This window comes from Novosphingobium rosa NBRC 15208 (assembly GCF_001598555.1).
Lineage (GTDB): Bacteria > Pseudomonadota > Alphaproteobacteria > Sphingomonadales > Sphingomonadaceae > Novosphingobium > Novosphingobium rosa.
Map to the genome: position 1 here is coordinate 41,100 of NZ_BCZE01000045.1, position 14,740 is coordinate 55,839.

General features: G+C 66.6%; 12 protein-coding genes. 6 read left to right on the forward strand and 6 right to left on the reverse strand.

Annotated features, from left to right (window positions below):
- The first annotated feature begins 569 nt into the window (after window positions 1-569).
- From SR3_RS17655 to SR3_RS17680, 6 genes are all read left to right on the forward strand, one after another.
- Window positions 570-3,299, forward strand: coding sequence for an Rne/Rng family ribonuclease (locus SR3_RS17655; protein WP_068089144.1), 2,730 nt, complete (start codon window positions 570-572; stop codon window positions 3,297-3,299).
- A gap of 195 nt (window positions 3,300-3,494) precedes the next feature.
- Window positions 3,495-4,277 carry a succinate dehydrogenase iron-sulfur subunit gene (locus SR3_RS17660; RefSeq protein ID WP_068089147.1) on the forward strand — a complete coding sequence of 261 codons (783 nt, stop codon included), beginning with the start codon at window positions 3,495-3,497 and terminating at the stop codon, window positions 4,275-4,277.
- The gene (locus SR3_RS17665; protein WP_307562347.1) at window positions 4,205-4,747 is read left to right on the forward strand and encodes a PaaI family thioesterase; all 543 of its coding nucleotides are present in this window, start codon (window positions 4,205-4,207) and stop codon (window positions 4,745-4,747) included. Before SR3_RS17660 ends, SR3_RS17665 begins: the two co-directional genes overlap by 73 nt.
- A gap of 8 nt (window positions 4,748-4,755) precedes the next feature.
- Window positions 4,756-5,883 (forward strand): cell division protein ZapE, encoded by a 1,128-nt coding sequence (zapE, locus tag SR3_RS17670; RefSeq protein WP_068089151.1) that lies wholly within the window; start codon window positions 4,756-4,758, stop codon window positions 5,881-5,883.
- 291 nt (window positions 5,884-6,174) lie between these two features.
- A complete protein-coding gene (locus tag SR3_RS17675; protein WP_068089154.1) occupies window positions 6,175-6,495 on the forward strand; it encodes a heavy metal-binding domain-containing protein in 321 nt (106 codons plus the stop codon).
- Window positions 6,495-6,764 (forward strand): hypothetical protein, encoded by a 270-nt coding sequence (locus tag SR3_RS17680; protein ID WP_068089157.1) that lies wholly within the window; start codon window positions 6,495-6,497, stop codon window positions 6,762-6,764. Before SR3_RS17675 ends, SR3_RS17680 begins: the two co-directional genes overlap by 1 nt.
- Here the strand turns inward: SR3_RS17680 and SR3_RS17685 are convergent.
- Genes SR3_RS17685 through SR3_RS17710 form a run of 6 tightly spaced genes read right to left on the reverse strand, consistent with a single transcriptional unit; the run spans window position 6,761 to window position 14,724 of the window.
- Entirely contained in the window at window positions 6,761-8,656 is a 1,896-nt protein-coding gene (locus SR3_RS17685) for an XrtA/PEP-CTERM system amidotransferase (RefSeq protein ID WP_068089160.1), read from the reverse strand. The two genes, SR3_RS17680 and SR3_RS17685, sit on opposite strands and share 4 nt — an antisense overlap.
- Window positions 8,657-8,707: 51 nt before the next feature.
- Window positions 8,708-10,276 (reverse strand): exosortase A, encoded by a 1,569-nt coding sequence (gene xrtA, locus SR3_RS17690; RefSeq protein ID WP_068089163.1) that lies wholly within the window; start codon window positions 10,274-10,276, stop codon window positions 8,708-8,710.
- A 1-nt stretch (window position 10,277) separates the two neighbouring features.
- Complete coding sequence (locus SR3_RS17695) at window positions 10,278-11,498, reverse strand: TIGR03087 family PEP-CTERM/XrtA system glycosyltransferase (protein ID WP_068089225.1); 1,221 nt, start codon at window positions 11,496-11,498, stop codon at window positions 10,278-10,280.
- Window positions 11,495-12,568 (reverse strand): FemAB family XrtA/PEP-CTERM system-associated protein, encoded by a 1,074-nt coding sequence (locus SR3_RS17700; RefSeq protein WP_068089166.1) that lies wholly within the window; start codon window positions 12,566-12,568, stop codon window positions 11,495-11,497. The genes SR3_RS17695 and SR3_RS17700 overlap by 4 nt, the downstream gene beginning before the upstream one ends.
- Entirely contained in the window at window positions 12,565-13,476 is a 912-nt protein-coding gene (locus SR3_RS17705) for an XrtA system polysaccharide deacetylase (RefSeq protein WP_068089170.1), read from the reverse strand. Before SR3_RS17705 ends, SR3_RS17700 begins: the two co-directional genes overlap by 4 nt.
- Window positions 13,477-13,494: 18 nt before the next feature.
- A complete protein-coding gene (locus tag SR3_RS17710; protein WP_068089173.1) occupies window positions 13,495-14,724 on the reverse strand; it encodes an AAA family ATPase in 1,230 nt (409 codons plus the stop codon).
- Window positions 14,725-14,740 lie beyond the last annotated feature (16 nt).

Sequence of the window (14,740 nt, forward strand, 5' to 3'; positions counted from 1 at the left end):
CGCGCTTGCCGGGAACGCAAACCAATGCTAGGCATCAAAAAGTCGAAACAGGCTTGCCTGAGGCCGATCCCTTTTACCCATAGCCAACAGGCCCGGGGTAGCTGCGTTGAAAGCCCGCTTGCCGTTTCGCATGGCCCGGAAACCCAATTTCCCCCGGGCCCGACAGGTTGATGCAGGTATGATGAGCCGTTCGATGTCCCGTTCCTCACTGCCCCACGGGGCGGTGATGGCGTGGGCGTCTGATGGATCGGCAGAACCAGGGTCGCATTTCAACACATTCCGAAGCCATGATGCCTCAGGGATGGTCCTGAATGCCTTTGCGCAGGCCATGAAGCCGCGCCTTTCCTGCCTTGCAGACACGAAAAACGCCGTTGCGCCCGGGCTTTCCGGACTGCGCCGCGGCCTCACCGCCCCGGTCTCTGAACAGGTCCGCCATGGACCCGTTCAGCGCCTCGGGCTTTCCCACTTCGCCGCAGGAAACAGGAGCGCCCGGCGCTCCGCCACAAGCGGCATGTCCATCAATCGCCGCGCCGGGGATGAAACCCTGTCGCGCGGCTGGAGAGTTTATAATGACAACGCGCATGCTGATCGATGCGCGCCACGCGGAAGAGACCCGGGTGGCGGTGCTAAAAGGCAATCGTATTGAGGAATTCGACTTTGATTCTGCCGATCACAAGCAGATCAAGGGCAACATCTATCTGGCCAAGGTAACGCGGGTCGAACCCTCGCTGCAGGCCGCTTTCGTCGATTTCGGGGGCAACCGTCACGGTTTCCTCGCCTTCAGCGAAATTCACCCCGATTACTACCAGATCCCCAAGGAGGACCGCGAGGCCCTGCTGGCGGAAGAAGCCGCCCATGCCGAGGAAGAGGCCGCCCTGCGCGCCAATTCCGAAGGCGACGATGAGGATGAGGGCGAGGACTTCGGCGACGAAAACGCCGATGACGCCGGTTCGGTGATCGAGGTCGACACCTCCGAGAAGGACGCCGTCGCCACCATCGAGGCCGGTCACGTTGAAGACGGCTTCGACGACGATCACGCCGCCGAGGAAGACGCCGAGACCGATGGCAGCCCGCGTGGCCGCCGTCGCCGTCAGGGCGGCCAGCAGGGCCATCGCGCCAAGCAAGCCGACGAACTGCGCGCCAAGCGCATGGCGCTGCGCCGCCGCTACAAGATCCAGGACGTGATCCATCGCCGCCAGGTGCTGCTGGTTCAGGTCGTGAAGGAAGAGCGCGGCAACAAGGGCGCCGCCCTCACCACCTATCTCTCGCTGGCAGGCCGCTACTGCGTGCTGATGCCCAACAGCAGCCATGGTGGCGGCATTTCGCGCAAGATCAGCTCGGTTGCCGACCGCAAGCGCCTGAAGTCGATCATCGCCGAGATGGATCTGCCCAAGACCATGGGCTGCATCGTGCGCACCGCCGGCCTGCAGCGCACCAAGACCGAGATCAAGCGCGACTTCGATTATCTCGCCCGCCTGTGGGACGAGATCCGCGAAGGCACGATGAAGGCCTCGGCCCCGGCGCTGATCCATTCGGACAGCGACCTCATCAAGCGCGCCATCCGCGACATCTACAACCGCGAGATCGAGGAAGTGGTGGTCGAGGGCGATCATGGCTTCCATGACGCACGCGATTTCATGAAGCTGCTGATGCCCAGCCATGCGCGCCGGGTGAAGCATTATGCCGACCCCGTGCCGCTGTTCCAGCGTTACGGCGCCGAGGATCAGCTGACCGCGATGTACGACCCTGTCGTGCAGCTGAAGTCGGGCGGCTACATCGTCATCAACCCGACCGAGGCGCTGGTCAGCATCGACATCAACTCGGGCCGCTCCACCAAGGAGCATGGCATCGAGCAGACGGCGGTCGCCACCAACCTCGAGGCCGCGCGCGAAATCGCCCGCCAGCTGCGCCTGCGCGACATGGCCGGTCTGGTCGTGATCGACTTCATCGACATGGAATATGGCTCGAACGTCCGCAAGGTCGAGAAGGCTATGAAGGAAGCGCTCAAGAACGATCGCGCCCGCATCCAGGTCGGTCGCATCAGCTCCTTCGGCCTGATGGAAATGAGCCGCCAGCGCCTGCGCACCGGCGTGCTCGAAGCCACCACGCGTTCGTGCCCGCATTGCGACGGCACGGGTCTGGTCCGCACCGCCGGTTCCGCCGGCCTGTCGGCGCTGCGCCTGATCGAGGAAGAGGCCGCCAAGGGCAAGGGCACCACGATCACGCTCTTCGCCAGCCAGGAAGCGGCGATCTATGTGCTGAACGGCAAGCGCGCCGATCTGCACGAGATCGAGGAACGCTACCGCGTCGAGGTGGAGGTGATCCCCGAGGGCGAGAACGAGGGCGCGAAGATGCGCGTCATCTCCAGCGGCCCGCGCAACGATTACGTCCCCACCTTCAGCCCGATCACCTTCGAGGAGGATCTTGAGGATCTGCCCGAGGAGGAGTTCGACGAGGAAGAAGAGGCCATCGAGGCCGCCGAGGAGGACGGTGAAGGCCAGAACGGCCGCAACCGCAAGCGCCGCAAGCGCCGCCGTGGCCGTGGCCGTGACCGCCGCGAGGATGGCACCGAAGCCACCGCCGAGGACACCGAGGACGAAGCTGGCGAAGCCGGTGAAGAGGCTGAAGACGCCGCCGACGACATCTCCGAGGATGGGGGCGACGAAGCCGCTCCCGCCGCCGAGGGCTCTGACGATCAGGGCGGTCAGCGCAAGCGCCGCCGTCGCGGTCGCCGCCGTCGTGGTGGCCGTGGCCGTGAGGAAGGCGACGTGCAGGCCGGCGAGGATGCCGGTGACGCCGAGGACGTGGTGAGCGAAGAGGCTCCGGTGGAAGCGCCGGTCGCCGCTGAGCCCGCCCCGGTCGAGGCCGAGCCTGCTCCGGTCGAAGCCGAGAAGCCGAAGCCCAAGCGCGCGCCTCGCAAGAAGAAGGTCGTGGAAGCAGCGCCTGCTGCCGAAGAGGCCCCGGCGCCGGTGGAAGCCGAGCCCGCTGCGGTTGAAGCTCCCGCCGAAGCGGACGTGAAGCCCAAGCCCAAGCGCGCGCCCCGCAAGAAGAAGGTCGCCGAGGAGGCTCCCGCTGCGGAAGCCGCTCCCGAAGCGCCTGCCGAGGCCCCCGCTGCAGCCGAAGCGAAGCCCAAGCCCAAGCGCGCGCCCCGCAAGAAGAAGGTGGAAGAAGCTCCGGCTGCTGAAGCCCCTGCGGAAGCGGCGGTGGAAGTCGACGCCGCCGTGGCCCCGGCCGAGGATGGCAGCGCCGAGGGCGCCGAAAGCCCGCGTCGCGGCTGGTGGCAGCGCACCTTCGGCTAAGCCGAAGCCTTCGCCAAACGAAAAGGGCCGGGTCGCCGCGAGGTTGCCCGGCCCTTTTCACGTCCGATGCCCCCGACTTTCGTGGCACCGCAGCATAAGGCGCTTGCCCCACCGCCATAAGACAGTAGACAAAATGCGTTCGGGACGCCTATGCGGCAAGCCTGACTCGTGTTCGATGGACAGTGGAAGCGACCTATGGCTACCTTTACCCTCCCCGCCAACAGCAAGATCAATGGCAAAGGCCATGTGCATAAGGCGGAGGGCGCGACCCATGTGAAGAAATTCACCGTCTATCGCTATGATCCCGACAGCGGCGAAAACCCCCGCTATGACACCTTCGAGATCGATCTGGACAGCTGCGGCCCCATGGTGCTGGACGCGCTGCTCAAGATCAAGAACGAGGTTGACTCGACCCTGACGCTGCGCCGTTCCTGCCGTGAAGGCATCTGCGGTTCCTGCGCGATGAACATCAACGGTCGCAACGGTCTGGCCTGCACCACCGCCATCGAGGATCTGAAGGGCGATGTGCGCATCACCCCGCTGCCGCACATGGAAGTGATCAAGGACCTCGTCCCCGATTTCACGCATTTCTATGCGCAATACGCCAGCATCCGCCCCTGGCTGCAGACCGTCTCCACCACGCCCTCGGGCAAGGAGCGCCTGCAGAGCCCCGAACAGCGCGAGAAGCTGGATGGCCTCTATGAGTGCATCCTGTGCGCCTGCTGCTCGACCAGCTGCCCCTCCTACTGGTGGAACTCGGACAAGTTCCTGGGCCCGGCCATCCTGCTTCAGGCCTATCGCTGGCTGGCCGACAGCCGCGACGAGATGACCGGCGAGCGTCTGGACGCGCTGGAAGACCCCTTCCGCCTGTACCGTTGCCACACCATCATGAACTGCGCCAACGTGTGCCCCAAGGGCCTGAGCCCCGCACGCGCTATCGCGGAAATCAAGAAGATGCAGGCCGAGCGCCAGATCTGATTGCGGCCCGGACCATTTCTACACGGCCAGTCTTTGTCAGCGAACCCGATCCGGACAATCCGGGCTGGGTTCGCTGGAATCTTTCAGACCCCACCCGCTATAACGGCACGACGCTGGGCGATCTGATCCTGAGGCAGGAAGGCGACAAGGTCCGCCTGCGCCTCACCCCGGCCCACCGCCACACCAATCTGCTCGACAGCATCCATGGCGGCGTGCTGCTGGGGCTGGCCGATGTCAGCCTTTTCGCCACCGCGCGCACCCTGCTGGGCGAGCATCTGGCCGGTGGCGTCACGCTGGACCTCTCCTGCCAGTTCATCGGCGCCGGTCGCGTGGGCGCGCCGCTCGACGCCGTGGGCGAGGTGCTGCGCGAAACCGGGCGCATGGTGTTCATGCGCGGCCTGATCGAGCAGGAGGGCGCCACCATCGCCGCCTTCAGCGCCGCCTTGCGCAAACCCTCCCACCGGGTCTAACGAGCGCCATGGCTGGCCTGATCGCACATTATCAAAAGCTGATTTCCGCAGAAGAGCTGCGCCCCGACGCCGAACAGGCCGCTGCGGCCCAGCGTCTGGCCCATTTGCAGGACGAGCTGGAGGCCGCCCCCTCCGGCGGCTTCTTCGGCCGCCTGCTGGGCCGCAAGGCGGCTCCCCCGCGCGGGCTCTACATGTGGGGCGGCGTGGGGCGCGGCAAGTCCATGCTGATGGACCTGTTCCACGATACGCTCTCCATCCCCGAAAAGCGCCGCGTCCACTTCCACGCCTTCATGCTGGAAGTGCACGAGGTGATGCGCGACGTCCGCAAGGGCGAAACCGGCGATCCTATCCCGCAGGTCGCCGCGCGCATCGCCAAGGGCCTGCGCGTGCTGGCCTTCGACGAGATGGTCGTCAACAACTCCGCCGACGCCATGATCATGAGCCGGCTCTTTACCGCTCTGATCCGCGACCACGCGCTGGTGATTGTGACGACCAGCAACCGCGCGCCCAAGGATCTCTACAAGGACGGCCTCAACCGCGAGCATTTCCTGCCCTTCATCGCCCTGATCGAGGGCGATCTGGATGTGCTGACGCTCAACGGCCCGGTCGACTACCGCCTCGAACGCCTCACCGGCATCGCCACCTGGCACATGCCGCTGGGCGAAGCCGCAACCCACCGCGTGCGCGAGGCCTTCTTCCGCCTCACCGACTACCCGCCCGAGGACGCCGCCAACGTGCCCTCGGTCGATCTGGATGTGGGCGGGGGCCGCCTGCTGCATGTGCCCAAGAGCCTGAAGGGCGTGGCTGTCTTCAGCTTCAAGAAGCTGTGCGGCGAGGCGCGCGGGGCCTCGGATTATCTCGCCGTGGCGCGGCATTACCACACGGTGATCCTCGTCGGCGTGAAACGCATGGGCCCGGAAAACCGCAACGAGGCCGCGCGCTTCGTGACGCTGATCGATTCGCTTTACGAGCATAAGGTGAAGCTGTTCGTCACGGCGGAGACCTCGCCCGAAGACCTGTATGAAGCCGGCGATGGCCGCTTCGAGTTCGACCGCACCATCAGCCGTCTGATGGAAATGCAGAGCCGGGATTATCTGGCCGCTGGGCATGGTGTGGACGAAGAGGTTAAGGGATAAAAGCAGGGGGCCATCGCCCCCTGCACCCCCGTTACGTCTCCCGGCGATCGGGCAGTGGTTCCGCATTGGCGCGCCCAGGCTCTCCACCTGCGCAGCGTGAAGCGCCGCAGGCAATCGAATCTCTAATCGATGGAGCGGCGCCATGTGTTTCATGCCTGCGGCGCGGCGACCTTGGCGCCATGGTCGAACCCGAAGCGCAACGCCGACAAGGAAAGGGAGCGCGAGGGCGATGGCCCTCGCATTTCCTCTTCTTCCTGCTAGTTTCCCTCTAACCAAAAGGGAGAACGAACCATGCTCGTCACCACCACCGAAAACGTCGCGGGTTATCGCACCACGCAATCGCTGGGACAGGTCTTTGGCGTGGTGGTTCGCAGCCGTGGGCTTACGGGCAATTTCGTCGCCGCTTTGCGCACCATCATCGGCGGCGAGATCAAGGAATATTCCGCTCTGGTGGAGGACACGCGCCGCCACGCGCTGGACCGGCTGGTCAGCAATGCGCGGGCGATGGGCGCCGATGCGGTGGTGATGATGCGCTTCGATTCCGGGCAGATCGGGCAGGCGATGAATGAGGTCGTCGCCTATGGCACGGCGGTGAAGATCGAGCCTTTGTAATGCGTCCGGTCGCCAGCATCGCGGTGCTGTCCATTGGGGTCGCGCTGGTGGCTGTGTCGCTGGCGTTTTGGCCGGCGTGGCCGCTGGGCGTAATGGGCGCAGTGCTGGCGATTTCGGTGCTGGTGGACCGGCGTTACCGCGGGCGGGCAGAGCCGCCTGTGACCGGCTGGGAGCCCACAACCGAGAAATTCCTCGATGAGGAGACCGGGCAGGTCATGCAGGTCTGGTATCACCCCGGCACCGGCCAGCGCGATTACCGGCCCGGTTAGACCAGCCCGAGGTGGGTGAGCGAACGGTCCAGCTGAAGCAGCTGCCACAGCAGGCGTGAGTGGTCGCTGGTGCCCGCGATATGGGCTTGAGCGGCGCGGTCGATGGCCGCGCTGTCGAACCAGCCGGTGCGGGAGAGCGCTCCGCCTTGGGCGATCCCCCGCGCCGCGCCCGCCAGAGGCCCCCGGAACCATTGCGCGATGGGGGTGACGAAGCCCTGCTTGGGGCGAAAGAGGATATCCTCGGGCAGCTGGGGCTTCATCGCCTGCTTCATCAGCCATTTGCCCTGTGTGCCGCGAATGCGCATGCTTTCAGGCAGACCCGCGGCGAATTCGATCAGGCGGTGATCCAGCAGAGGCTCGCGCGCCTCCAGAGAGACCGCCATGGAAGCGCGGTCCACCTTGGTGAGAATATCGCCCGGCAGCCAGAATTTGAGATCGGCATATTGCGCGGCGTCCAGCCCGGAGCGCGCCGGGGCTTTCTCCATCAGTTCGATAAAGGGCTGCTCGGCGCGGTACTCGCCGCGCAGGCGGCGGTAATCGTCGCTGTAGAGCTTGTCGCGCATCCCCGGCCCCGTCACCGAGATCGCGCTGGCATAGGCCTGTGCCGAGGAGCCCGCCAAGGACAGCAGCGTGGTCTTGGCCCGCAGCGGGCGCGGGGCCCAGTCGGCCTTGGGGTAGAGCCGCCCGGCCAGCCCGAACAAAGGCGCGCGCAGCGCCGAGGGCACCAGGCCCCTCACCCGGTCCTCGCCATGCTGGAAGCGGTGGCGGCGGTATCCGGCGAAAGCCTCATCCGCGCCATCGCCGGAGAGGGCCACCGTCACGCTCTCGCGCGCCAGCTGGCAGACGCGCCATGTCGGCAGGGCGCTGGCATCGGCGAAGGGCTCGTCGAACATGGCGGCGAGGTGGTCCACCGCCTCGAAATCATCGGGGCTGACGATGCGGCTGACATGATCCGTGCCGTAGCGCTGCGCCACCTGCTCGGCATAGCCCGTTTCATCAAGCGCCTTCACATCGAAGCCGATCGAGCAGGTCCGCACCGGATGGCTGCTGTCCTCGGCCATCAGCGCGACCACGCTGGAGCTGTCCACCCCGCCCGAGAGGAAGGCGCCCAGCGGCACATCGGCCACCATCCGGCTCTTCACGGCGGAGCGCAGCAGATCGGCCAGCTGAGCCGTCAGATCCGCTTCGCTGCCCTTGTGGCGTTCGGCGAATGTCACATCCCAATAGGGTTTTGGCGCGGTTACGGGCGCATCATGGCTCAGCAGCAGCACATGGGCGGCGGGCAGCTTGCGCACCCCGGCCAGAACGCAGCGATGATCGGGCACATAGCCCCAGGCCAGATAGTCCTCGACAGCCAGCGGATCGATGCGCCGCTCCAGCGCCGGGTGAGCGATCAGCGCCTTCAGTTCGGAGGCGAAGATCGTGCTGCCATCCGCCAGCTCCGCCAGATAGAGCGGCTTGACCCCCAGACGATCCCGCGCCAGCAGCAACTGCCGCCGGTCCAGATCATAGAGCGCAAAGGCGAACATGCCCGAAAAGCGACTGACGCAATCGACGCCCCAGCGCTGATAGGCCGCCAGAATGACCTCACTGTCGCCATCGGTGTGGAAGCGCGCGCCCTGCCCGGCCAGTTCGGCCCGCAATTCGCGGTAATTGTAGATCTCGCCGTTGAAGACCAGCATGGCCCGGCCATCGGTCGAGGCCATGGGCTGGGGCGAGCCGGCAATATCGATGATCGAGAGCCGCCGATGGCCCAAAGCAACCGCGCCGCCCTCCCACACGCCATAGCCGTCCGGCCCGCGATGGGCGATGGCATCGCACATGGCGCGCAGCACTTCGGCATCGGCCCTGCCCCGCGCGTCCCGATGGAAAATGCCTGCTATGCCGCACATAAGAAACCTCTTTTCGCGGCATAGCCTAGCGCGGCAGACCTTGCCATCGCCCTAATCGGCATCATCATCGCCATCGGGCGTGCCCAGCGCGATATGATCCATAAAGCTGCCCACCGGCCCGATGGCGCGGCGGAAATCATGCAGCGTATCCACCGCCGGATCGCCCATCGGCGCCTGAGCCTGCGCGGCATCCTCTTCCACCGAGAGGATCAGCATCATCGTGGGCACGCGGCGCAGCATCAGCCGGTCCTCCAGATTCGCAAGGCGCAGCGTCACCGTGGAGGCGGTGCTGATGTCTCCGGTGTGCCATGTCGTCTGGGCGAGGCGCGCGAGGTGGCCCTGCGCCAGCAAGCGGTCGCCCCTGGCCGCCAGAGCCCCCGCACCCGGCCCCTGCCATTGCCATGCCGAGCCGGGCGGCAAAGCGCCCTCGCCAAAGCCGGTCGCCTTGCGGCCCGGGCCCTGCGCCGCATACAAAGCGAAGAACATGTCCACGATGCGGCCCTTGTCGTCGGCATAGCGCAGCTGGATGCGGTGGTCGGCCCCGGCGGCGCGCGGCGTCCAGTCCACCAGCAGCGGCGTGCCAACGCGGTGCCAGCCAGGCACCTGAGGCACCTCGATCCGGGGCGGCATGGGCGCTTCCAGCCGCGCCGCCGCCGTGGACCACACGAGGCACGCCAGCACGATGACAAAAGCCCCGCCCCCCGCCAGCCCCAGCGGGCAGCGCCAGCGATCCAGCTGCGCCAGCACCGGGTTTTTCGCGATGGCGGCGCCGTCGATCATGGGATCGCGCACCTTGCGGTCGAAGAAGGGCCAGCTGATGGCCAGAATGGCGGCGATCACGGCGGCGAAGAAGAACCAGCCATAGATGATATGGTCGACCCCGCCCGCATAGGCCGCACCCTTGATCTGCGCCACATAGATCGTGCCCCAGGCGCGCACCCCGTTGGCCAGCACCGGCACCACCACGCAGAGCGCCATAAAGGCCGCGCGGCGCGTCCATGAGCGGAAACAGACATTGGCCGCCAGCACGCCAAAGGCCAGCATCGCCACCAGGAATTTCACGCCCGAGCAGGCCTCCGCCACCTCGAACAGGCCGGCGGGGGTGGCGATGAAGACGCCGTCGATATGGGCGGAGACATGAGTCATCACCACCAGCCAGATGCACAGGCGCGCGGTGATGGTTTGCAGCGGCGGGATGATCTCGTCGCCGAAGGGCACCAGAAAGACCATATAGGCCAGCGGGAAAAGGAAAGCCGCCGCCACCCGCGTGCCCAGCATCAGCGGCACGGCGGCGATCAGCATCCCCACCGCGCCGAACTGCGCCAGCTCGGCCAGATTGGCGAGGCGCCCCGCCACCCAGACCAATGCCGCCAGCAGCAGCAGGACCAGCCCGGGCCACCAGCAGGCGGGGCGCAGCTGTTTGGCTTCGGCCCAGCGGTGCCAGACCTGCCAGCCCAGGATCAGCGGGATCAGCAGCACATGGGTGTAGGTGGAGATGTTCCACCACTGATCGGCCATGGCCCGCCATTCCTGACTGGCCGCGCCGATCATGATGCCCCAGAGCAGGGCCAGCAGGGTGAGCCCCTTGCCCCAGTCCGGCGAGAATTGTTCGCGCGCCATCTCAGGCGGCTCCGACCAGCGCGGCGAGCGGGGCCATGGCGGCCTGCCAGCTGGTATGGGCCAGCACATGGGCGCGGGCGGACTGGCCCATGGCTTTGGCGCTTTCGGGGTTGCCCAGCAGGTTGAGGGTGGCCTCGATCAGCGCCTGATCGCTCCGGGCGATGATGTAGTCGGTGCCGTCCCGCGCTTCGATGCCTGTGGCGGCGCCGGGGGAGAGGACGCAGGGCAGTGCCATGGCCATGGCCTCCAGCACCTTGTTCTGCACGCCGCGCGCGATCTCCAGCGGCACCAGAGCCACATCGGCGGCGGCAAGAAAGGGTCGCATATCGGGCACCGCGCCATGGACCTGCGTGCCGTTCACCCCATGCAGCGCCTGCACGGCGGGGGTGGGGGCGCGGCCCACGATATGGAAGCTGGCCTCGGGATGCTCGGCAAGGATGGCGGGCATCAGCTGCTGCGCCGCGCGGGTGACGGCGGCGATGTTGGGGGCATAATCCATCTGCCCGGTGAAGATCAGCTTCGGCCCAGGCTGGGCGGCCAGAGCAGCATCAGGCGCTCCATCAGGCGAGAAAAAGTCGCAGTCGATGCCATTGCTCAGCACGCCCACCTTTGCCGGGCTTCCGGCGGGCAGGCGGCTTTTCAACAAGGCCGCCTCGTTCTGGCTGACCAGCAGCGTGGCGTTCGCACGGGCCGCCAGACGCGCCTCTTCCGCAGCCAGCAGGCGGCCCTCGCGGGCATGGACCCAACGCATCGGACCCTTGCCCTCCCGCCCATAGGCGTCGAATTTGGCCGAATCGACGTCCACCAGATCGAGGATCACCTTTCCCTTGAAGCCAGCCGGTACATATTGCCCCATCTGGCCGGAAAAGACGAAAATCGTGCCGATCTGGCCGCTGGCCAGCGTGGCGTGGACATAATCGGCCAAAGCCTTGTCATGAAAGGCCGTGAGGCTGATCGGCTGGCCCTTGGCCAAAGCCTCCAGCCCGGCCAGCGGCAGAGGCTTCTTGCGGGGGCGCAGGCCATAGGTCTTGGCGCAGGCGGCCAATTCGTCCTCATGCGCCCAATCGCCCGCATCGTCGGCGAAACAGGCGACATGCACCGGCGCCAGCGCCGCCAGAGCCTTGAGCACATGATGCGAATGGATCTTGTCGCCCCGATCGGGCGGGAACGGCAGGCGGTGGGCCAGAAACAGGATTTCGTTGCCGGAAGAGGATGCGCTCACCCCAGCCCCCGCGCGATCCACGGGCCAATCAGATTGGCGACGGGCAAAGGCAGCTTCTTCCACAGCTCGATCCGGCGCGAATGCGTCGCGCTGGTGGGATCGGCATCGCGCGGCGTGGCTCCCGGCGCGGTGTAGACGCCATAGGACAGCGGCGCGGGCTCGAACCCCCAGTTGCGCTTGAAATCATAGGCGCCGCTGCCCGTCTTGGAGCGCCCGAAATCGAAATGGGTGCAACCCCGCAGGCGCGCATGACGCATCAGTTCGTAATACATGCGGTCATTGGCGCGCAAGGATCGCGCCTCCCATGTGCCGCCGCCCCAATAGGGCATCACCGCGCCGCGATGATAGAGCGACAGCACGCTGGCCACCGCCTTGTCCTGATGGCGCACGGTGAGAATATCGGCATCCTGCCCAAAACGCTGCAGCACGGCGCGGAACAGCGCGCGCGGGAAAACCGGCGTGCCCAGATTGCGCACGCTGGTGGCATAAATCTGGTAATGCTCGGCGGAAAGCGCCTTGCCGCCCGTCACCACCTCGAAATCATTGGCCAGACCCTTGCGGACCTCGGCGCGCTGCTTGCGGGGGATGGCGGTGAGTTCGGCCTCGTCACTGGCGGCCAGGGGGCGGATGAAACCGGCATGCGACTGGTTCTTCACCGCCCAGCCCTGGCGGCTTTCCGGCAGCAAACCGCCGCGCAGTTCCGCCGAGGGAGCTTTGTGCTTTGTGGCCAGATCCTCCAGCGCGGCGAAGAGCGGGGCGGGATCGGCGCCTTCCTCCATCAGCAGGCCGCCGCCCACGGCAAAGCCGGTGGAGGCCAGCACGCGCCCGAAGATCGGCGACGTCACCAAGGTCAGCGGCAGATAGCCGATCAGCGCGCCAGAGCATTCCAGCACCAGCGCCAGCGGCTGGTTACCCGTGCCCTGCGCCACCGCCAGCAGCCAAGCCGGGCGATGGAACGGCGTGGCGTCGGGGTGATCGGCCAGAAAACCCTCGATCCGCCGCTCATCCTGAGGGTCGCGCAAATCAGCGAGGCGAACTGCCCCCACAGCCATCCGAAGCGGCGCGTTCATGCCGCCTGCCCGGCCCCGGTCCCCGTCTCCGCCCCCGGCATGATGAAAGGCAGCGCCCCGGGCGCCTCGGCCTTGGCCAGCATATCCATACGACCCCATTGAAAATCTCGCACCAGTCGCGCGAGCTTAGGCGCCATTACGTCAAGATTCGTATAATGACGCAAGCGCGAACGCGCCGGGGCCTGCGCCACGCGCGGCTGGCCGGGGTCGATCTCCCAGGGGTGGAAATAGGTGATGGCGGGGCGCCGGTCATGGCTGTTGACCCGCCGCAGCGCCCATTGGCTGAACCAGTAGGGGAACAGGCGGAAGAAGCCGCCGCCGCCCGCCGCCTGACGCCGCCCGGCCACCTCCACCGTGGTGACGGGAATTTCAATCAGCGCGCTGTCCGCCAGCGGGCGGAAGGCGAAACGCGGCGCCTCGCGCCAGCCGTAATGGTCATGCGCGATGGGCGCCACGCTGGAGGAATAGTCGTACCCTTGCTCGGCCAGAATGGGGTGGGCCCAGGGCGTGCGCGTATCGATGGAGAAGCTGGGCGCGCGATAGCCCTTGATCGCCACGCCCCCGGCATCCTCGAGAATCTTGCGCGATTCGGTCAGATCCTCGGCGAAGCGCTGCGCCCCCAGCGTAAAGACGCGGGCATGATCGAGGCCGTGGCTGGCCAATTCGTGTCCCTCGGCCACGATGCGCCGCATCAGCGCGGGATGGCGCTTCGCCACCCAGCCCAGGGTGAAGAAGGTGGCTTTTACATCGGCGGCGGCGAACAGGTCCAGCACGGCGCTGGTGTTGGCCGCCACGCGGTGTTCCAGCGAATCCCAATCCGCGCGGTCGATCACCTTTTCGAAGGCGCCGACCTGAAACCAGTCCTCCACGTCCACGGACAGGCCATTGACGATGGCGGACTTGGGCACGGTAAACTCTCCTAAAGGTCAGGCGGCGACGCGGGGCGTCCCGTCGCGCTCGATCCATTCGATCAGCATGGTCAACGTGTGACGCAAAGTGCGGTCCTGCTCGGCCAGACGGGCCTCAAGCTCGCCGAGGCGGGCGGTCAGCGTCTCGATGGCCGCGGCCTGAGCAGCCGAGGCGGCGGCTTGAGCCGCATCCTCGGGGCGTTCCACACCCTGTCCACTGGCCAGCTCGATCACGGCATGTTGCAATTCGGCGATCTGCGCAGCCTGCTCGGCCAGACGGGCGCCGAGTTCTTCCGACAGCGAGGCATGATGCTCCTCAACCGGCTTCTGCCCACCGGCGGCGCGCGCGGTCAGCACAGCAGGCGCCTCATGCGCGGGCTCGGCGATCACGCGGCCCAGCGACAGGCCGCCATCGGCCACCATCTCGCTCAGCACACGGGCCAGCAGCACGCCGTCCAGCTGATCGCGCTGCTCGGCGCCGCCCGCCATCAGCAGGCGACTGACGATCTGGTTGATCCGGCGCGGCACGCCGCCGCTGGCCTGATGGATCTCACCAAACAGCGAGGGCGCGAAGGTCGGGCGGCCCTGCCAGCCGACCAGACGCAAACGGTGGCCCAGATAGGCCTCCACCTCATCCACGCCCATGGGCTCCAGATGATGGGCGGCGATCACGCGCTGGCGCAGCTGCTCCAGCCCGGCATGGGCCGAGAGGTGGTCGCGGAATTCGGGCTGGCCCAGCAGCAGGATCTGCAGCAGCGGATGATTGCCCAGCTGGAAGTTGGAGAGCATGCGCAGCTCTTCCAGCGCCTCGTCGCTGAGGTTCTGGCTTTCATCCACCACCAGCAGGCAGCGGCGGCCGTTGCGCGCCTCGGCATGCAGGAAGGCCTCGATCTGCGAAAGGGCTTTGGCCTTGCCGGTGCCGGGATCGCGGCCCAGCGCGGCCTCGCCCTCGGCGCGGATGGCGAAGGCCTGCGCCACAAGCTGCACCAGATCGGTATCGTCCAGACGGCTGGTGACGACCTGCGCGGCGGTCAGGCGCTGGCGGTCGATGGTGGCCATCAAATGAGCGACGAGCGTGGACTTGCCGGTGCCGACGTCCCCCGTGATGACCACGAAACCCTCGCCCTGCGCCAGGCCATAGCCCAGATAGGAGAGCGCCTTGCGATGCGTCGCGCTTTCGAAATAGAACGCCGGATCGGGCGTCAGCTGGAACGGGCGAGCGGTGAAGCCGTAAAAATCATCGAACATCGTCAGTCCTCCGCCG